The sequence below is a fragment of the Limnohabitans sp. MMS-10A-192 genome (assembly GCF_003063335.1).
In the GTDB taxonomy this organism is placed as follows: domain Bacteria; phylum Pseudomonadota; class Gammaproteobacteria; order Burkholderiales; family Burkholderiaceae_C; genus Limnohabitans_A.
Map to the genome: position 1 here is coordinate 633818 of NZ_NERX01000001.1, position 20298 is coordinate 654115.

The window sequence follows — 20298 nt, forward strand, 5'->3', positions numbered from 1 at the left end:
TCGAACGAAGACCCGTCAAACCATGTGTCCTTGTCAAGGGCGTGACAATCGAGCCATGTTTTCAGCCTCTGCGCCCTCTTCTGCCCCATCGCCCAGCTGGGATTGGACACACCGCCTGACCCAATTGGGTCCGCGTTTTTTCACTCGGCTGCAGCCCACGCCTTTGGCCGCGCCGGTCTGGGCCATGCGCAACCGGGCCTTGCTGGACGAGCTGGGCTGGTCATCGGACTTGCTGGACGACGCGCACCTGAGCGCCTTTGCCGGCAACAGCGTGCTGCCCGGCTCGGACCCCATGGCCACGGTGTACAGCGGTCACCAATTCGGCCAATGGGCAGGCCAGCTGGGCGACGGCCGCGCCATTTGGCTGGGCGAGGCGCCGTCTCGGCTGGGTCCGCAAGAAATCCAGCTCAAGGGCGCAGGCAGAACACCCTACTCTCGCGGCGGCGATGGCCGTGCGGTGTTGCGATCGAGCATCCGTGAATACCTGTGCAGCGAAGCCATGCACGGTCTGGGCATTGCCACCACCCGGGCCCTGTGCCTGGTGGCCTCCCCCGAGCCGGTGCGGCGCGAAACCCTTGAGACCGCAGCCCTTGTGACCCGCTTGGCGCCCAGCTTTTTGCGCTTTGGGCATTTTGAGCACTTTGCTGCACAAGGCGATGTGGACAGCCTGCGGACGTTGGCAGACCACGCGATCGCTCACCACCTGCCCGAATGCCATGCGCGTGCAGAACACCTGAACGGCAATGTCTATGCGGCTTTGCTGCAGGTGGTGCAAGAGCGCACGGCGCATTTGCTGGCGCAGTGGCAAGCGGTGGGCTTTTGCCACGGCGTGATGAACACCGACAACATGAGCCTGCTGGGCCTGACCATCGACTACGGCCCCTTCCAGTTCATGGACGGTTTTGACCCCGGCCACATCTGCAACCACACCGACACCCAGGGCCGCTACGCCTACAGCCGCCAGCCCAACATCGCTTACTGGAACCTGTTTTGCCTGGCGCAAGCCCTGTTGCCATTGATCGAAGACCAGGACCTGACCTTGCAAGTGCTGGAGGGCTACAAAACCGGTTTCCCTCGCGAACTGGGCGATGCCATGCGGGCCAAGCTGGGGCTGACGGGCGATTTGGCCACCGAAGACCAGCGCGAAGCCGACTGGCAACTGGTCGAGGACTTGCTGCAACTGCTGGCCTCAGAGCGGGTGGACTACACCCTGTTTTGGCGACGCCTGAGCCATGCGGTGGCCAGCGGATGGGGTCAGCACAAGCCACACGCCCCTGCCACCGACGTCCAAGACCTGTTGATCGACCGCCATCGCTGGCAAGCTTGGCTCAGCCGTTACCAAGCGCGCCTGGGCCAGGCTGACTTGGCCCAGATCGGACAAACCATGTTGCGCACCAACCCCAAGTTTGTTTTGCGCAACCACCTGGCAGAACTTGCGATCCGCCAAGCGCAGACGGGTGACTACTCGGAAATCGAGACCCTTCACAACTTGCTAAAGTCCCCCTTCGACGAGCATCTGGGCTTTGAAGCCCATGCCGACTTGCCGCCCGACTGGGCCAGCCAACTGGAAATCAGCTGTTCATCATGAGCCTCATCAAAACCGAACAAGAATGGCGCGACATTTTGCAAGCCAAAGGCGCCGAGCCTGTGGCCTACGCCGTGACCCGCCAAGCCGCCACCGAGCGCCCCTACACCGGCAAATACGAAGCCCACTGGGAGCCCGGCACCTACCGTTGCGTCTGCTGCGATGCCGAGCTGTTCAAGTCGGACACCAAATTTGACGCCGGTTGTGGCTGGCCGAGCTTTTCGCAGGCCATCACCGACACGGCCATTCAGGAACATGTGGACCGCAGCCACGGCATGACACGGGTTGAAACCGTGTGCGCCCAATGCGGCGCACACCTCGGTCATGTGTTCGAAGACGGCCCAGCCCCCACCGGCCTGCGCTACTGCATGAACTCGGCTTCGTTAGACTTCGAGCCTCTGTGACGAACCCGGCCAACGATTGATTTCATGAAATTCCTGATCGACTTTTTCCCCATTGCATTGTTTTTTGGGGCCTACAAAATGGCCGACATCTACACCGCCACAGCGGTGTTGATGGTCGCCACCGTGGTCCAAACCGCCCTGATTTACAAGTTGGACGGCAAGCTGCAAACCATGCACAAGATCACGCTGGTGTTGGTGCTGGGCTTTGGCGCCTTGACACTGGGCCTGCACGATGAGCGCTTCATCAAATGGAAGCCCACCTTGCTTTACACCGGCTTGGCCGTGGCTTTGGCCATCGCGCATTGGGCGATGAAGAAGAACTTCCTGCAAATGATGCTGGGCCAACAACTGCAACTGCCTGGCCGCGTTTGGCACCGACTGAACATCGCCTGGATGCTGTATTGCCTGTTCATGGCCGCCATCAATGCCTATGTCGCCACCTATTTTTCGACCGAAGACTGGGTCAACTTCAAAGTCTGGGGCTACGTGTTCCCCTTGGTGTTCATCGTGGCGCAAGGCGTTTACGTGGCCCGTCACCTGCCCAAGGACCAATAAAGCCCATGAGCACCGTTGCCGAACAAATTCACGCTCGTCTGTCCGAGCGCCTGCAGCCGACAGCATTGAAGGTGATCGATGAAAGCGCTTCGCACGCCGGTCACGCGGGCGCCAGCGCCACCGGGCAAGGCAGCCACATGCGTGTGTGCATTGCTTCACCTTTGTTTACACCCCTGTCACGCGTTCAGCGCCATCGCCTTGTGTATGATGCGCTGCAAGATTTCATCGACCAAGGCTTGCACGCCTTGGCCATTGAGCTGATCTGAACTTCCCCCCCCCTTTGTTTCATACCTGACGAACCGTCATTGAGGAAAGAATCCATGAAAAAGCAAATGCTCAGCGCCGCGACCGCCGTTTTGGCATTGATGGCTGCGCCAGCTTTCGCCCAAAACCTTGCTGTGGTCAACGGCAAACCCGTGCCCTCCTCCCGCGTGGATGTGCTCAAGCAACAAGTGGAAGCTTCTGGCCGCCCTGTGACCCCCGAAGTCTTGGCACAAATCAAGGAAGAATTGGTTGCCCGCGAAGTGTTCATGCAAGAAGCCAAAAAGCGTGGCTTGGATGCCTCCGACGAGTACAAAAACCAGATTGAACTGGCCCGCCAGACCATCCTGATCCGCCAGCTGTTTGCCGACTTCCAGAAGAAAAACCCTGTGACCGATGCCGACATCAAGGCTGAATACGACAAGTTCGTGGCCGCCAACGGTGGCAAGGAATACCGCGCTCGCCACATCCTGGTGGAAAAAGAAGACGAAGCCAAGGCTTTGATTGCTGACATCAAGAAAGGCGCCAAGTTTGAAGACCTGGCCAAGAAGGCCTCCAAAGACCCAGGCTCCGGTGCCAACGGTGGTGACCTCGACTGGGCAGCGGCTGGCAGCTATGTGCCCGAGTTTTCCGGTGCCATGGTCAAACTGGACAAAGGCCAGATGACAGAAACCCCGGTCAAGAGCCAGTTCGGTTTCCACATCATCCGCGTGGACGATGTGCGTGAAGCCCAATTGCCCAAGCTGGAAGAAGTCAAGCCCCAGATCGCCCAGCAGTTGCAACAGCAAAAGCTCAGCGGCTTCCAGGAAAGCTTGCGCTCCAAAGCCAAGATCCAGTGATCTGAGCCCGGTGCTCGAATCCAAAACGCGGCTTCGGCCGCGTTTTTTGTTGGTGCGCATTGCGGTGACGTACGCTCTGGGGCTGCGAGCGCTGGCCCAGAGCTGTTGGTCTGCATGAGTGGCCAACTTCACAAGCTGGGATAATCCCAACCCATGCAGCCTCACCAACTCGAACTCCTCGCCCCTGCCCGCACCTTTGACATTGGCATTGAAGCCATCAACCATGGCGCGGATGCGGTCTACATTGGCGGCCCTTCGTTTGGTGCCCGGTCCACGGCCGACAACTCGGTACAAGACATTGCCAAGCTGGTGCAATACGCCCACCGCTTTCACAGCCGAATTTTTGTCACGCTCAACACCATCTTGCGCGACGACGAACTCGAAGGCGCACGCAAGCTCGCCTGGCAACTGTATGACGCAGGCGTGGACGCCTTGATCGTGCAAGACATGGGCCTGCTGGAGATCGACCTGCCGCCCATCCAGCTGCACGCCAGCACCCAGACCGACATCCGAACCCCCGAAAAAGCCAAGTTCTTGCAAGACGCGGGTTTGAGCCAAATCGTGTTGGCCCGTGAACTCACGCTGCCGCAGATCAGCGCGATCCGCGACGTGATCGACACCGAGCGCACGGTGATCGAATTCTTCGTGCACGGTGCTTTGTGCGTGGCCTACAGCGGCCAGTGCTTCATCAGCCACGCCCACACGGGTCGCAGCGCCAACCGAGGAGATTGCTCGCAGGCTTGTCGGCTGCCTTACGAAGTCAAAGACGCGCAAGGCCGCATCATCGCGCACGACAAACATGTGCTGAGCATGAAAGACAACAACCAGAGCGAGAACCTGCGTGCCCTGGTCGATGCGGGCATCCGCAGCTTCAAGATCGAAGGCCGCTACAAGGACATGGCCTATGTGAAGAACATCACGGCCCATTACCGCAAGCTGTTTGACGAGGTGCTGCACGAGCGCCCCGAGCTGGCATCGTCTTCGCACGGTCGCACCACCTTCAGCTTCGAGCCCGACCCGAACCAAAACTTCAACCGCGAGTTCACCGACTACTTTGTGCAAGGCCGCAAGGAAGACATTGGCGCGTTTGACACCCCAAAAAACCCCGGCCAGCCGATTGGTTGGGTCAGCAAAGTCACGCCGGAGCACGTCGAAATCACCACCGACGACCCGGCCACCGAGCTGCACAACGGCGACGGCCTGTGCTACTACGACCTGCAAAAAGAGCTGATCGGCCTGCAAATCAACCGCGCCGAAGCGCAAAAAGCCCAAGGCGTTTGGCGTCTGTTCCCCAAAGACCCGATGGACGGCTTCAAAGACTTGCGCAAAGGCGTGCAGGTCAACCGCAACCGCGACATGAGCTGGGTGCGCACGCTGGACAAAAAATCGGCCGAGCGGCGCATGGGCGTGTGGATGCAATTGGCTGAAAGCGCTGATGGCTTACAGCTGACCCTGACCGACGAGGCCGGCCACACCGGCACGGCCGAACTGGCGATTGCCTGGCAAGCCCCCAAAGACGCCACGCAGGCCGAGGACAAACTGAAAGCCGCCCTGGGCAAACTGGGCGACACCCTGTTTGAGCCGCTGGATGTGCAAGTGGCCCTGCACCGCCCCTGGTTTGTGCCGCCCTCACAGCTCAATGCCTTACGTCGCGATGCCGTGCAGGCCCTCGAAGCCGCCCGCACCCAAGGCCTGCACCGCCTGCCACGTGCCGTGCCTGCAGAGCCGCCAGCGCAGTATCCCGAAGACACGCTCACCTATCTGGCCAATGTGTTCAACCAAAAAGCCCGGGACTTTTACGCCAAACACGGCGTGAAGGTGATCGATGCCGCCTACGAAGCGCAAGAAGAATTGGGCGAGGTCAGCCTGATGATCACCAAACACTGCGTGCGTTTCAGCTTGAGCCTGTGCCCCAAACAGGCCAAAGGCGTGACCGGCGTGCAAGGCACCGTGAAGGCCGAGCCGCTGCAGCTGATCAACGGCAAGGAAAAACTCACCTTGCGCTTCGACTGCAAACCCTGCGAGATGCATGTGGTCGGCAAGATCAAGAAATCGGTGCTCAACGCCGTGCCGGAAAGCCCGCTGCAGTTTTACAAGACGCGGCCTGTGGTCGGTCTGCACTGATTCAGCTGTTTCTTGTTACAAACTGACGTTGTCATTTTTGAAGTTTTTAGAGGTCTACTGCTAGCATCCCGCTGTCCCATTCACCGAGATGCATTCAATGACCGCCACAACTTTACCCACCCGTTTTATTCGCCTGAGCGCTGTCCTTGGCCTGCTCGGTGTCTTGACCTTCGCAGGTTGTGCGGGCATGGGAGAAGGTGCCGCCAGGCCCGTGCTCTACCCCAACACGGCCTACAAATCCATGGGCGAAGCCGCTGCCAACCAGCACCTGAACCAATGCCTGAGCCTGGCCCAGTCCAGCGGTCTGCATCCGTTGGACAGCAACAATTCGGTGGCATCGGGTGCGACCATGGGCGCTGCTGTGGCCGGGGTCACTGGCGCCGTTGGTGGCTTGGTGTTTGGCCGTGGCGATTTGAACCAGGCCATCAAATATGGCGCGCAAAGTGCCGTGGTCGGTGCTGCAGCGGGCGGAACTCGCGGCGCCATGAGCCAGCAGCCCAGCGGGACTTACCGCCAGTTTGTTCAGCGCTGCGCTGGCGAAAAAGGCCTGGACATCATTGGCTGGCAATGACACGAAGAGCGCTGCACTGAGCGCTCAAGACTTGCGTCGGCGTCTGCGTCACAAGGTGTCAGTATCCCCTGCCCGGCTCAGCCCAGCGGCTTGAGCAACTCGTTCAGATCGGCCTCGCCAAACAGGGGCTCTTTGCGCTGCACGGCGCCTTCGTACATGTCTTGTGCCAACTGAGCCTTGCGCTCTTGCAGGGCCAGCATGCGCTCTTCGATGGTGCCTTGCGCCACCAGTTTGACCACCCAGACACTTTGCTTTTGGCCGATGCGGTGTGCACGGTCGGTGGCCTGGTTTTCCACCGCAGGGTTCCACCACGGGTCATAGTGGATGACGGTGTCGGCCTGCGGCAAGTTCAGGCCCACGCCACCGGCTTTCAGGCTGATCAAGAACAGCGGCACCTGGCCACTGGTGAACTTGTCGATGATCGCATCGCGGTTTTTGCTTTGGCCGGTGAGTTTGACCCATGGGATGCCCAATGCAGGCAAGGCTTTTTCGATCAGGCCCAGCATTTCGGTGAACTGTGAGAACAACAAAATCTTGCGACCTTCCGCAACCATCTCGGGCAGCATGTCGAGCAGCTGCTCCAGCTTGGCCGACTGCTGCACCTGGCTGGCCGCACTCAGCTTGAGCAGGCGCGGATCGCAGCAAACCTGACGAAGCTTGAGCAAAGCATCGAGGATGGTGATTTGCGAGCGGCCCAGACCCTGGGTGTGCAACGCTTCGCGCACGGTTTTTTCCATGCCCAGGCGAATCGTCTCGTACAAGTCCGCCTGCTGGCCTTGCAGGGGCACAGGCATCAGGGTTTCGATCTTGGGCGGCAACTCGCTGGCCACCAGGTCTTTGGTTCGGCGCAGCATGAAGGGCGTCACGCGTGCACGCAACTGGGCGAGTTTTTCAACACTGCCCTGACGCTCGATCGGGTTGCGGAACAGTTCGGTGAAACGCTTTTGGCTGCCCAGAAATCCAGGCATCAAGAAGTGAAACTGGCTCCACAACTCGCCCAAATGGTTTTCAATGGGCGTGCCAGACAGGCACAGGCGGTGCACCGCCGGGATCTCGGTGACGACTTGCGCCGCGTTGGTGTTGGCGTTCTTGATGTTTTGCGCTTCGTCCAGCACCAGCAGGTGCCAAGGCACTTCCAGCCACATGTCGCGGTCACGCGAGAGCAGCGAATACGCAGTGATGACCACGTCGTAGCGGCACAGCTCCTGAGGGGTTTCGTGGCGCGACAGGCCGTGGTGGATGTGCGTGGTCAAGGCCGGGCAAAAGCGGGCTGCCTCGCGCTGCCAATTGCCCAACAAGCTGACGGGGGCAACGATCAGGGCCGGTTTCGTCAGTCGACCCGCTTGCTTTTCGGTCAGGATATGGGCCAAGGTCTGCAGTGTTTTGCCCAGGCCCATGTCGTCGGCCAAGATGCCCGCCAGGCGGTGCTCGCGCAAAAACTGCAACCAATTGAGGCCTTGCTGCTGGTAAGGCCGTAAGGTGGCTTGCAAGCCTTCCGGTGTTGGCACGGGCGTCAAGGCCGCTTGGCCGCGCATTTGCTGCACAAGACTCAACAAGCTGTTGGCCCCCTGCCAGCGTGCACCTTCACCCAAGGATGTGGCTGTGCGCAATGCGTCCATGCGCGACAGGCGCAAGGCATCGCCATCCCAGTCGTGGCCGCGCTCGCCGTGCAGCTCCATCAGCATGCTCAACCAGGGTTTGATGCGGGCCGTGGGCAGCCTCACATAGCCCGGGCCTTGCAAGTCAGGCAGGTACAAATGGGCCGGAAGCCCCTGCATGTCGGTCGGATCACCCGCATTCTTAACGCCTGCCAAGGCCGCCAAAATGGCGGGCACCCAGGGCAAGATGTTGACCCGCTGGCCATCGATGTCCATGCCCAGCGACAAGTTGAACCACGGCGATGTTTCATCGAAGCCGTCTTCGCCCGACAGGTCAATGTGCACGTCATCGGCCAAACGCAGCCAAGTGTTCAAGCCACTGTCGGTGTGGACCTCCAGGCCCGCTTCGCGCAGCGGTTCAAAGTCGCTTTCCAGCCATTCGAGCCACAGCGCCGCACTTTGCGAGCCGGTCAGGCTGAGTGTGGCGCCCTGCGTCACATCGAAGCCCAAATCCTCCAGCGTCTCGATAATGCGCTGTTCGGCCGCCAAGTCGCGCAGCAGCATGCGGGCAGACGCTCCTTTGCCCAGCGCCACACGCCTTTGGGCATGCGCCCAATGGCCTTGTTGGCCATCGTAATCAAAAGTCAACTGCGCCTGAAAAATCCCGTGGTCCATGCGCTTTTGCAAGGGCACCGCAGAAATCCGCAGCACGCCCACAGGCTCTACGCCCCGGATTTCGGGCAGCTGTTCAATGACGGGCGGCAGCGGCATGGGGCCGAGTCGCTCCATCAACTGCTGCTGGAACTTGAGCGCCACGCGCTCGGGCACGACAGGCGACTGCGTCAGCAGCAGCAAGCGCTCGGCGCTCAGGCCTTGGGTGTCAAGGCGACCGCATCGGCCACGCGCGACATCCACAAAAATCGGCGGCTCGTTCAGCCCGTGAACCACCCCTTCTGGCCCGGCCTGCATGTGCAGCCTCCAGCCTGCAGGGGCGCCGTCTTGCTCGGGCACGGCCTGCCAGCTGCCGGAGATGGTCAGGGCATCGTCGGTCCACTGCAAAGGCGTCATGGCCTTGTCGTCTTCCCACATCAGGCGACCGGTTTCGCTGCATTTTTGCAGCAGCAGTTCAGCCGCCAAGCCTTGCAGCTTGACCGCGCTGTGAAAACCATACGAGCCAAAACTGTTGGTGGCTGGGCACGCTTTGAACAGGTCAAAAATACCGCGCTCGTTGGCCGCACTGCCCTGCCAGATCGGGTCGTGCGCGAAGGGTTCTGTGGTCACTTTTTTGGGCTTGCCCCAGAGGCCCTCACGCTTGAGGATGGCCCGTTTGATGGTCAGGTGAAACACCGGCCTTTGGCCCGCGGTATCCACCGACATGCAGTACAAAAAATGTTCGGGCGTGCTGCTGGGCAGGCTGAAGTGTTGTGCCACATCCGCCGTTTCGAGTCGCCCAAGCCAGTCGCGCACCTGGTATTCAGACTGCTGGATGGCCCGCTCTTGACGGGCTTGCAATTGCTGCTCAGACAACTCGCCCGTTTCATCCTCATCGCGAGCATCTTCGCGCAAAGAACGCCCTTGCATGGCCACATGAATGCCCAAGGCGGCGCCGTGTTTGCACATGCGGCCCACCGAGCAGCTGCAGGTGGAGCGCCAAGCTTGCAAGTTACCGCCCTCGGACACGCGCAAATGCGCCGTGACGGTGAAGGGTGACGCCTGCAATTCAGGCACCTGGGCGACCAACTTCCAGCCATCGGCCTCCGGGCTCAGCTGCGCGACGATGTCATCGTTTTGCAGGTACAGCGCCGTGCCCTTGGCCCACGCATTGGAGTCAAAGTAAAAGGCCAGCTGAGACGGCGGGAACCACTGCTCAGACACTTCGGATCTCACACGCACAGACGGTCAACCCACCCACTTGCGGGCGTTTTGCCACACGCGCAGCCAAGGGCTGGTGGCTGCGATGTCACCGCTGGTCCAGCTCATCTGCACATTGCGGAACACGCGCTCGGGGTGCGGCATCATGGCCGTGAAACGCCCATCGGCGGTGGTCACGGCTGTCAGGCCGCCCGCGCTGCCGTTGGGGTTGAAGGGGTATTGCTCGGTGGCCTGGCCGTGGTTGTCCACAAAGCGCATGGCACCAATGGCCTGCGCCGCGTTGCCACGGCGCTTGAAGTTGGCAAAGCCTTCGCCGTGTGCCACCGCAATCGGCAAGCGGCTTCCCGCCATGCCTTGCAAGAACAAGCTGGGCGATTCGAGCACTTCGACCATGGACAGGCGCGCTTCGAAGCGCTCACTCTGGTTGGTGGTGAAACGCGGCCAGTCTTGCGCGCCGGGGATGATGTCGGCGAGTTCCGCGAACATCTGGCAGCCGTTGCACACACCCAGACCGAAGGTGTCGGTGCGGCCAAAGAAGCCTTTGAACTGATCCGCCAGCGCCGGGTTGAAGGTGATGCTGCGCGCCCAGCCGATGCCAGCGCCCAGTGTGTCGCCGTAGCTGAAACCGCCACAAGCCACCAAGCCCTGGAAGTCGGCCAAGTTGGCACGGCCAGACTGCAAATCGGTCATGTGCACGTCGTGCGACTCGAACCCCGCTTTGTGGAAGGCGTAAGCCATTTCCACATGCGAGTTGACGCCCTGTTCGCGCAAGATCGCAACCTTGGGGCGCGACAAGTTCAGAAACGGTGCGGCCACGTTTTCACTCGGGTCAAAGCTCAGCGCCACATGCATGCCGGGGTCGCTGGCCTGGCCTGCGGCGGCGTGTTCGGCATCGGCGCAAGCGGGGTTGTCGCGTTGCTGGCAAATCTTCCAGCTCACACTGTCCCAGACCTGGTGCAGGTCTTCGAGCTTGGCGGAAAACACCTCTTTGGTGTCGCGCCAGATGCTCAGCTCGCCCACGCCTTTTTGGATGGTCGATTGAGTCGGACGGGTCTTGCCAATGACGTGCGTGTGTTTGGACAGGCCATGTTCACGCAGCGTCTGCAGCACCGCGTTGCGCTCAGCCGTGCGCACTTGCAGCACCACGCCCAGCTCTTCGTTGAACAAGGCTTTGAGGGTGAGTTCTTCGCGGCGGGCGCTGACCTGGCCTGCCCAGTTTTTGGCGTCGCCATGGTCGGCGCGGCTGTCGGTGATGCCGTCGCCTTCGGTGACCAGCATGTCCACATTGAGCGCCACGCCCACATGGCCTGCAAAAGCCATCTCGGCCACAGCGGCCAGCAAGCCGCCGTCGCTGCGGTCGTGGTACGCCAGGATCTGGCCCTTGGCACGCAAATCGTTGACGGCGTTGACCAGATTCACCAGGCTTTGCGGGTCTTCCAGATCGGGCACGCTGTCGCCAAACTGGTCCAGCACTTGGCCCAACACGCTGCCGCCCATGCGGTTTTGGCCTTGGCCCAGGTCGATCAGCAGCAGGCTGGTGTCGCCCTCTTGTGCATCCAGCTGCGGGGTCAGCGTGCCGCGCACGTCAGGCAAGCTGGCGAAGGCGGTGATGATCAGGCTGACGGGTGAAGTGACTTTGCGTGTCTCTCCCTTGTCGGTCCACTGCGTGCGCATCGACAAGCTGTCCTTGCCCACGGGGATCGAGATGTCGAGCGCCGGGCACAGTTCCATGCCCACGGCCTTGACGGTTTCGTACAGCGCGGCGTCTTCGCCCGGCTCGCCGCAAGCGGCCATCCAGTTGGCGGACATCTTGACGCGCGGCAGCTCGATGGGCGCGGCCAGCAAATTGGTGATGGCCTCGGCAACCGCCATGCGACCCGAGGCGGCGGCGTTGAGCGAGGCCAGCGGCGTGCGCTCGCCCATGCTCATGGCTTCACCGGCAAAGCCTGCGTAGTCGGCCAGGGTCACGGCCACGTCGGCCACGGGCACTTGCCAGGGGCCGACCATCTGGTCGCGGTGCGTCAGGCCACCCACAGCGCGGTCACCGATGGTGATCAAAAAGCGCTTGGATGCCACGGTGGGGTGGCTCAGCACGTCGATCACGGCTTTTTGCAAACTCACGCCCGTGAGGTTCATGGCGGGCGACTGGCGGGTCACGGTGCTCACATCGCGGTGCATCTTGGGCGGTTTGCCCAGCAGCACGTCCATGGGCATGTCCACGGGCGATTCCTGGCCTTTGTCTTCCAGCACCAACTGGCGCTCTTCGGTGGCCACACCGATCACCGCAAACGGGCAGCGCTCGCGTTCGCAAAAGGCGGTGAACTGGTCCAGCGATTCAGGCGCGATCGCCATCACATAACGTTCCTGGCTTTCGTTGGACCAGATTTCTTTGGGCGACAGACCGGATTCTTCGAGCTTGACGGCGCGCAAATCAAAGCGTGCGCCACGACCAGCGTCGTTGGTCAGCTCGGGGAAGGCGTTGGACAAACCGCCCGCGCCAACGTCGTGGATGGCCAAAATCGGGTTGTTGTCACCTTGCGCCCAGCAGTGGTTGATGACCTCTTGCGCACGGCGCTCGATCTCGGGGTTGCCGCGCTGCACAGAATCAAAGTCGAGGTTGGCGGCGTTGGTGCCCGTAGCCATGGAGCTGGCCGCACTGCCGCCCATGCCAATGCGCATGCCGGGGCCGCCCAGTTGAATGAGCAAACTTCCTGCAGGGAACTCAATCTTTTTCGTTTGCTCGGCGTCGATCTGGCCCAGACCGCCCGCGATCATGATGGGCTTGTGGTAACCGCGCACCACGCCGTCCACGGTCTGTTCGTATTCGCGGAAATAGCCCAGCAAGTTGGGGCGACCAAATTCGTTGTTGAACGCCGCGCCACCCAAGGGGCCTTCGGTCATGATTTGCAAAGGGCTGGCGATGTGCTCGGGCTTGCCGCCGGGCTGGTCGCTCAAGCCGCCCCAGAGTTTGGACACGGTGAAGCCGCTCAACCCCGCCTTGGGCTTGGAGCCGCGACCGGTAGCGCCCTCGTCACGGATCTCACCGCCCGCGCCGGTGGATGCGCCGGGGAATGGCGAAATCGCGGTCGGGTGGTTGTGGGTTTCGACCTTCATCAGCACATGGTGCAGAGCTGGTTCGGCTTGGTAAGCCGCGCCCTGCTCCGCTTTGCGTGCAACGAAGCGCTCCACGGTGTGGCCTTCCATCACCGAGGCGTTGTCTGAATATGCCACCACCGTGTGCTGGGGGCTCAGCTGGTGGGTGTTGCGGATCATGCCGAACAGGCTCTTGGGCTGGGCCACGCCGTCGATGGTGAACACGGCGTTGAAAATCTTGTGGCGGCAGTGCTCGCTGTTGGCCTGCGCGAACATCATCAGCTCCACATCGGTGGGGTTGCGCTGCAAGCCCGTGAAGGCGTTGACCAAATAGTCAATTTCGTCTTCGGCCAGGGCCAGGCCCCAGGCCTTGTTGGCCGCTTCCAGTGCCGAGCGACCGCCGCCCAGCACATCCACATGGTCCATCGGCGCAGGCTCCAGCGCGGTGAACAAAGCCGCAGCTTCATCGCGGCTGGGCATGGCCGACTCGGTCATGCGGTCGTGCAATACAGCGGCCACTTGGCCCAGTTGCTCGGCGCTCAGTTTGGCGGTGCTGAGCAATCCAGACTTCATCACCAGGCGGTATTCGGTCAGGCGCTCCACGCGGCGCACTTCAAAACCGCAGTTGTGGGCAATGTCGGTGGCCTTGGACGCCCAAGGCGACACAGTGCCGATGCGCGGGCTGACCACGATCACGGGGCCATCGGTGGGACCGGCATAAGGCTCGCCATAGGTCAACAAGGCCGAGAGGGTTTGTTTTTGGGCATCGGCCAAAGGGGCGGACGTGGCCACCAGGTGCACAAAACGGGCGGCGATGCCCACAATTTGCGGCGAGATTTCTGCCAGACGTGGCAAAACTTGGGCAATGCGAAAGTCGCTGAGGGCGCTGGCGCCTTCGAAAGTCGTGATGTGCAGGGACACGGGGTGGCCTTGTAAAGAGACGGGAAACCGTAGCGCCGGGGCCGCTGACTGGGGCTGACCGGCAAAGGCAGTATTTTAACCGTGGAAACCCTGAGCTTCGACCGACTAAAGGCCCAATGGGATAATCCTGTCCCATGACGATCACCATCAAAACCGCCGAAGACATCGAAGGCATGCGCGTGGCTTGCCGCCTGGCTTCGGAAGTCCTCGACTACATCGAGCCCTTCATCAAGCCGGGCATCACCACCAACGAGATTGACAAGCTGTGCCACGACTACATGGTCGATGTGCAGGGCTGCATCCCGGCCCCGCTGAACTACGCACCGGGCGGCTACAAGCCCTACCCCAAGTCGATCTGCACCTCGATCAACCACCAGGTCTGCCACGGCATTCCGAACGACAAGCCGCTCAAAAAAGGCGATTCGCTCAACGTCGACATCACCACCATCAAAGATGGCTGGCACGGAGACACCAGCCGCATGTTCATGGTGGGCGAAGCCTCGATTGCGGCCAAACGCCTGGCCAAGCTCACGTACGACGCCATGTGGAAAGGCATTGAGCAGGTCAAGCCCGGTGCCCATTTGGGCGACATTGGCCATGCGATCCAGAAATTTGCCGAGGGCAACGGCTTTTCGGTGGTGCGCGAGTTTTGCGGCCACGGCATTGGCCGGGGTTTTCACGAAGAGCCGCAAGTGCTGCACTACGGCAAGCCTGGCACCCTGGTGGAGCTGGTGCCCGGCATGATTTTCACGATCGAGCCGATGATCAACGCCGGCCGCAAAGAGATCAAGGAAATGGGCGATGGCTGGACCATCGTGACCAAGGACCACTCCTTGTCAGCCCAGTGGGAGCACACCGTGGTGGTGACCGAAACCGGCTACGAAGTGCTGACCCTGTCAGCAGGCAGCCCGGCCATCCCCGACTTCATCACCTCCAAAGCGGCTTGACATGACCGAGCTGGCCCCGCTGCGCGAAGCGTACAAACGCGACAAGGCAGCGGTGCTGCAAAACCTGGCCGCCAGTGGTGCCAGCACCCGAGGTCTGCAAAAAACCTTGCACCACTTGGCGGGCCTGGCCGACGCCTTGCTGATCCAGCTGTGGCAAAGCGCCGGTTTCTCGGCCGATGTGTGTCTGGTGGCTGTGGGCGGTTTTGGACGGGGCGAGTTGCTGCCCTACTCCGATGTGGACGTGCTGGTGCTTTTGCCCGATGGCCAGTCGCCTGAAAACAGTCCCGCGCTGCAATCGCAGCTGGAGCGCTTCATTGGCAGCTGCTGGGACACCGGGCTGGAAATCGGCTCCAGCGTGCGCACCCTGAGCGAGTGCCTGGCCGAGTCGGCCAAAGACATCACGGTGCAGACCTCCTTGCTGGAGTCGCGCCCCATCACCGGTGACCTGAAGCTGTTTGGGGCGTTCCAGACGCAATACCAATCGGCGATGGACCCGCAAGCATTTTTTGTGGCCAAAACGCTGGAAATGCGCCAGCGCCACACCAAGTTTGAAGACACGCCCTACGCCCTGGAGCCCAATTGCAAGGAGTCGCCCGGCGGCTTGCGCGATTTGCAGATCATTTTGTGGGTGGCCCGTGCGGCAAGCTTGGGCCAAAGCTGGGACGATCTGGCGCGCAAGGGATTGGCTACGCCCCTTGAAATTCGCCAGATCAAACGCAACGAAGCTTTGCTCAGCTTGATTCGCACGCGCCTGCACTTGCAAGCGCGCCGCCGCGAGGACCGTTTGGTGTTTGATTTGCAAACCGGTGTGGCCGAGTCCTTTGGCTACGCGGCCGACATCAGCAGTGACGGCCGCATTGCTGTGCGCGCCAGTGAAAAGCTGATGCGCCAATACTATTGGGCGGCCAAGGCGGTCACGCAGCTGAACCAGATTTTGTTGCTCAACATCGAAGACCAACTCAAAAGCGATCGAGGGGAAACGTTGGGCAGTTTCCGGCCCCTGAACGAACGCTTTTTTGAAAAGGCCGGACTGATCGAAGTGGCCAGTGACGACCTGTACGACAAGCACCCCCACGCGATCCTGGAAACCTTTTTGCTCTACCAGGCCACACCAGGGGTGACCGGTTTGTCGGCCCGCACACTGCGGGCGCTGTACAACGTGCGACCAATCATGAACGGTCAGTTCCGCGCCGACCCGGTCAACCGCCAAACCTTCATGCAGATCTTGCAGCAGCCCTTTGGCATCACGCACGCGATGCGCTTGATGAACCAGACCTCGGTGCTGGGCCGCTACTTGTGGGTGTTCCGCCGAATCGTGGGGCAAATGCAGCACGACCTGTTCCATGCCTACACGGTGGACCAGCACATCTTGATGGTGCTGCGCAATGTGAGGCGCTTTTTCATGGCCGAGCATGCCCATGAGTACCCTTTTTGTTCGCAGCTGGCTGCGGGCTGGGACAAGCCCTGGATCATGTACGCTGCGGCGCTGTTCCACGACATCGCCAAAGGCCGGGGCGGTGACCATTCGCAACTGGGCAAGACCGAAGTGCGCACCTTTGCCCGCCAGCACAAGCTGGGTAAAGCCGACGCGCAGTTGATCGAGTTTCTGGTCGGCGAACACCTGACCATGAGCCACGTGGCCCAAAAAGAAGACTTGAGTGATCCCGATGTCATCGGCCGCTTTGCCCAACGCGTGGGCAATGAGCGCAATTTGACGGCCTTGTATTTGCTGACAGTGGCCGACATTCGCGGCACCAGCCCCAAAGTCTGGAACGCCTGGAAGGGCAAGTTGCTGGAAGACCTCTACAAATCCACGCTGCGCGTATTGGGTGGCCGTGCGCCCGATGCCAATGCCGAGGTGGAAGCGCGCAAGCGCGATGCGCTGGTGGAACTGGCCCGCCATGCCGAACCGCACGAAGGCCACAAGGCTTTGTGGGAAACGCTGGATGTGGGCTACTTCATGCGGCACGATGCCAGCGACATCGCTTGGCACGCCCGCCAGCTGTCGCGCCATGTGGCCAAACCCGACCCGAACGGTCCGCGCACCATCGTGCGTGCCCGCATATCGCCCGTGGGCGAAGGCTTGCAGGTGCTGGTGTTCACACCCGATCAGCCCGATTTGTTTGCCCGCATTTGTGGTCACTTCGATCAGGCTGGCTTCAGCATCCTGGACGCCAAAGTGCACACCACCCGCACGGGCTGGGCGCTGGACACTTTCCAGATCGTGACCACCATGCTGCCAGAGCATTACCGCGAGCTGATCACCATGGTGGAGTCGGGTCTGACCCGCACCGTTGAACAACAAGGCCCGCTGCCAGCACCCAGCCGTGGCAGGGTTTCACGCCGAGTCAAGAGCTTCCCCATGACGCCACGCGTGAGCCTCAAGCCCGATGACAAAGCGCAAAACTGGCTGCTCAGCGTCTCGGCCAGCGACCGCATCGGCTTGCTTTACGGCATCGCCACCGTCTTGGGCAAGCACGGCATCAACCTGCAACTGGCCAAAATCAGCACCTTGGGCGAGCGGGTGGAAGACACCTTCTTGATCAGCGGCTCGGCCTTGCAACAAAACAAGGCGCAAATCGAGATCGAGACCGAGTTGCTGCAGGCCCTGCAAGCCACCTGAGCCCACGCCAAAGCCAGCTCACTGGCTCAGGCGCGAGGAGTAACGGCAGACCTTCGGGTCAAACCATGTTTTGGAAAACTCGGCCAACTCGTTGTTGGCGGTCCAGGATTGCCGCTCGATGTAACCGGCCCAATCGCCTGTCTGCAGAGGCGATGTGGCTGGTGCCCAGTCGGGTGCGGTGGCTGCACTGATCTGGTCTTCCACGCGTGAAATCCACACATTCAAGCGCTGTTGGTAGAACAAGTACATCGAGTCGCCCAACTCAGGGGCACTCAAGTTGGCGATACGCGTGCCGGGAAACCAGATCTCTTCCAATGCGACCGGCACTTGACTTAAAAACCGCAAACGCCGCACCCGCCAGCAAACGGCTCCATCCCAATTGGGCATGCCGGGTTCGGGCCTGGCTTGCGCCACATCCAGAATCTGTGCCGTGGGCAAACCCGGCCCGTTGGTCAGTTCCAAGCGGAACAACTCGTAAATCTGCTGCGTGCCTTGCACGCTTTTCACGTAGGTGCCCGAGCCCTGTATGCGCTCCAAAACGCCTTGCTTTTCCAAGAGCGCCAATGATTTGCGCAAGGTGCCCACCGCCACCGACAGCGTTTGGGCCAAGGCGGCCTCGGTTGGCAAACGTTCGCCCGCGTGCCAATAACCTGCCTTGATTTGCCTGACCAACAGCTCTGCGATTTGCTGGTAGACCGGCAAGGGTTGGGCGTGATTTACAGAGTTCATGCCCCACAGTATGACAAATAAGTGGAAACCCCCAAGCCAACATGCGTCAATTCATATACCATTCATTCACTTAATTGTGAGGTTTGATATGAGCATCGTTCCCGTCAAAGGTCAAGACATCCAAGGCGCTGAAGTCGCTTGGTTTGCACCCCTGTGCTCGGATGACTTTCGCCACCTGGGTGTACCCGATGGCGACTTGCGCAGCAGCTGGGCCAACACCAGCCGCATCGTGCAAAAAGCCGAAGAGCTGGGCTACCGCAACATTTTGTGCCCCTCGTCTTACCAAGTGGGCCAGGACACCCTGACCTTTGCCGCCGCTGTGGCGCCCATGACGAAGCGCATGAACTTGCTGGCGGCCATTCGCTGCGGTGAAGTGCACCCGGCCATGCTGGCGCGCACCGTGGCCACGCTGGACCACATTCTGGAAGGCCGCCTCACGCTGAATGTGATTTCGTCTGACTTTCCCGGCCAACAAGAAGACAGCGCCTACCGTTACCGCCGGTCCTGGGAAGTGGTCGAGATCCTCAAACAAGCCTGGACCCAAGACGAGATCAACTACGACGGCGAGATCTACAAGCTCAAGGGTTTGTCCACCGACCCCGTGCGCCCCTACCAAACCAACGGCGGCCCCCTGCTCTACTTCGGCGGTTACAGCCCCGATGCACTGGCCTTGTGCGGCGCCCATTGCGACACTTACCTGATGTGGCCCGAGCCCAAGGACATGCTGGCCCAACGCATGCGCGATGTGCATGCCCAGGCTGAGAAATACGGCCGCTTGCTGGACTATGGCTTGCGCGTGCACATGATCGTGCGCGACACCGAGGCCGAAGCGCGTGAATACGCCGCCGAGCTGGTCTCGCAACTGGACGATGAAAAAGGCCGCGAAATCCGCCAACGCGCACTGGATGCAAAGAGCCTGGGTGTCTCGCTGCAAAGCGCCAACCGCGACCGTGCCGATGACGAAGGCTACGTCGAGCCCCATTTGTGGACCGGTGTGGGCCGCGCCCGCAGCGGCTGTGGGGCCGCTTTGGTGGGCAGCGTCGATCAGGTGCTCAGTGAAATAGAGGCCTATCAAAAGATGGGCATCCGGGCCTTCATCTTTTCCGGTTACCCTCACCTGCAAGAGTGCGAGATCTTTGGCACCAAAGTCTTGCCACAGCTCAAGACGGTATCCCTTGCACACGAATATGGCCGCGTTCCGGCCCAAACACCGCCCACACCGCTGGGCACAGGAGTTCGCAAATGAGTTCAAAACACATCGGCCGCATGGCGCTGCCCAACGGGCGCAGCCTCAGTCGCATGGCTTATGGCGTCTGGCGCCTGTCCGAGGCCCAAGACTGCTCGGTTGACGCCAATCTGGCCCGCATCGATGCCTGCCTGGCGCAGGGCATCACCACGTTTGACCATGCCGACATTTACGGCGACTACAGCTGCGAAGCGCTGTTTGGCCAAGCCATCAAGGCCCGTCCCAGCCTGAAAGACCAGATCGAGATCGTCACCAAGACCGACATCATGCTGCTGTCAGGCCAATGGGCAGACACCCGCGTCAAGCACTACGACACCAGCCCCGCCCACGTCACCGCCAGCGTAGACCGTTCGCTGTCGCGCATTGGCGTGGATGTGATTGATCTGCTGCTGATCCACCGCCCTGACCCGCTGATGGATGCGCAGGCACTGGGCGCATGCCTGGACGGCTTGATCGACAGCGGCAAGCTGCGCGGCGTGGGCGTGTCCAACTTCATGCCCTGGGATGTGGACCTGCTGCAGTCGTGCATGAAGCACAAGCTGCAAACCAACCAGATCGAGCTGAGCCTCTTGAACACCGCGCCCTTCACCAACGGCCAGATCGCCCATGCCCAACAGCACCGCATGCCGGTGATGGCTTGGTCGCCTTTGGGCGGTGGCCGTCTGCACGCGCAAGCGCACACCGCAGGCACTGCGGCCGCTCGCCTGGCGCCCAAGCTGGCCAAACTGGCCCTGGCATCGGGCACCGACACCACCGCTGTGGCCATGGCCTGGCTGATGCACCACCCTGTGGGCGTCTTGCCTGTCATGGGCTCCAACCAGATCGAGCGCATCCAGCGTTTTGCCGATGCAGCACGCGTGCCCATGGACCGACAGACCTGGTTTGAACTGTATGAATTGGCCAATGGCCATGAAGTGCCTTGAAGAAAGA

At 61.1% G+C, this 20298-nt stretch carries 14 protein-coding genes; 11 read left to right on the plus strand and 3 right to left on the minus strand.

Annotated features, from left to right (window positions below; genetic code table 11):
- Positions 1–55 precede the first annotated feature (55 nt).
- The 7 genes from B9Z43_RS03150 (at position 56) to B9Z43_RS03180 (ending at position 6339) form a co-directional block, all read left to right on the plus strand.
- Positions 56–1588: a YdiU family protein gene (locus B9Z43_RS03150; protein ID WP_108322667.1), complete on the plus strand. Its 1533-nt coding sequence runs from the start codon at positions 56–58 to the stop codon at positions 1586–1588.
- Positions 1585–1989, plus strand: coding sequence for a peptide-methionine (R)-S-oxide reductase MsrB (gene msrB / locus B9Z43_RS03155; RefSeq protein WP_108322668.1), 405 nt, complete (start codon positions 1585–1587; stop codon positions 1987–1989). The genes B9Z43_RS03150 and msrB overlap by 4 nt, the downstream gene beginning before the upstream one ends.
- 24 nt (positions 1990–2013) lie before the next feature.
- Complete coding sequence (locus B9Z43_RS03160; RefSeq protein ID WP_108322669.1) at positions 2014–2544, plus strand: septation protein A; 531 nt, start codon at positions 2014–2016, stop codon at positions 2542–2544.
- Positions 2545–2549: 5 nt separating this feature from the next.
- Positions 2550–2810, plus strand: a complete 261-nt coding sequence (locus tag B9Z43_RS03165) for a BolA family transcriptional regulator (RefSeq protein WP_108322670.1) — start codon at positions 2550–2552, stop codon at positions 2808–2810.
- Positions 2811–2864: 54 nt separating this feature from the next.
- Complete coding sequence (locus B9Z43_RS03170; protein WP_108322671.1) at positions 2865–3644, plus strand: peptidylprolyl isomerase; 780 nt, start codon at positions 2865–2867, stop codon at positions 3642–3644.
- A 153-nt stretch (positions 3645–3797) separates the two neighbouring features.
- On the plus strand, positions 3798–5768 hold the full coding sequence (locus tag B9Z43_RS03175) for a U32 family peptidase (protein WP_108322672.1): 1971 nt from the start codon (positions 3798–3800) through the stop codon (positions 5766–5768).
- Between the two features lie 97 nt (positions 5769–5865).
- Entirely contained in the window at positions 5866–6339 is a 474-nt protein-coding gene (locus tag B9Z43_RS03180; protein ID WP_146183906.1) for a glycine zipper family protein, read from the plus strand.
- A 77-nt stretch (positions 6340–6416) separates the two neighbouring features.
- Here the strand turns inward: B9Z43_RS03180 and B9Z43_RS03185 are convergent, their stop codons facing one another.
- Together B9Z43_RS03185 and purL are read right to left on the minus strand one after the other, a co-directional pair.
- Positions 6417–9812, minus strand: a complete 3396-nt coding sequence (locus B9Z43_RS03185) for a DEAD/DEAH box helicase (protein ID WP_108322674.1) — start codon at positions 9810–9812, stop codon at positions 6417–6419.
- Positions 9813–9836: 24 nt separating this feature from the next.
- Positions 9837–13823: a phosphoribosylformylglycinamidine synthase gene (gene purL / locus B9Z43_RS03190; protein WP_108322675.1), complete on the minus strand. Its 3987-nt coding sequence runs from the start codon at positions 13821–13823 to the stop codon at positions 9837–9839.
- Positions 13824–13957: 134 nt separating this feature from the next.
- Between purL and map the strand changes: the two genes are divergently transcribed.
- Positions 13958–14770 carry a type I methionyl aminopeptidase gene (gene map, locus B9Z43_RS03195; RefSeq protein WP_108322676.1) on the plus strand — a complete coding sequence of 271 codons (813 nt, stop codon included), beginning with the start codon at positions 13958–13960 and terminating at the stop codon, positions 14768–14770.
- Between the two features lies 1 nt (position 14771).
- The gene (locus tag B9Z43_RS03200; protein ID WP_108322677.1) at positions 14772–17393 is read left to right on the plus strand and encodes a [protein-PII] uridylyltransferase; all 2622 of its coding nucleotides are present in this window, start codon (positions 14772–14774) and stop codon (positions 17391–17393) included.
- Positions 17394–17411: 18 nt separating this feature from the next.
- On the opposite strand, the gene B9Z43_RS03205 is transcribed toward B9Z43_RS03200, so the two are convergent.
- Positions 17412–18122 carry a GntR family transcriptional regulator gene (locus B9Z43_RS03205; protein WP_108322678.1) on the minus strand — a complete coding sequence of 237 codons (711 nt, stop codon included), beginning with the start codon at positions 18120–18122 and terminating at the stop codon, positions 17412–17414.
- Between the two features lie 88 nt (positions 18123–18210).
- Between B9Z43_RS03205 and B9Z43_RS03210 the strand changes: the two genes are divergently transcribed.
- Together B9Z43_RS03210 and B9Z43_RS03215 are read left to right on the plus strand one after the other, a co-directional pair.
- A complete protein-coding gene (locus tag B9Z43_RS03210) occupies positions 18211–19368 on the plus strand; it encodes an LLM class flavin-dependent oxidoreductase (protein ID WP_108322679.1) in 1158 nt (385 codons plus the stop codon).
- Positions 19365–20291, plus strand: coding sequence for an aldo/keto reductase family oxidoreductase (locus B9Z43_RS03215; protein ID WP_108322680.1), 927 nt, complete (start codon positions 19365–19367; stop codon positions 20289–20291). The genes B9Z43_RS03210 and B9Z43_RS03215 overlap by 4 nt, the downstream gene beginning before the upstream one ends.
- Positions 20292–20298: the final 7 nt, after the last annotated feature.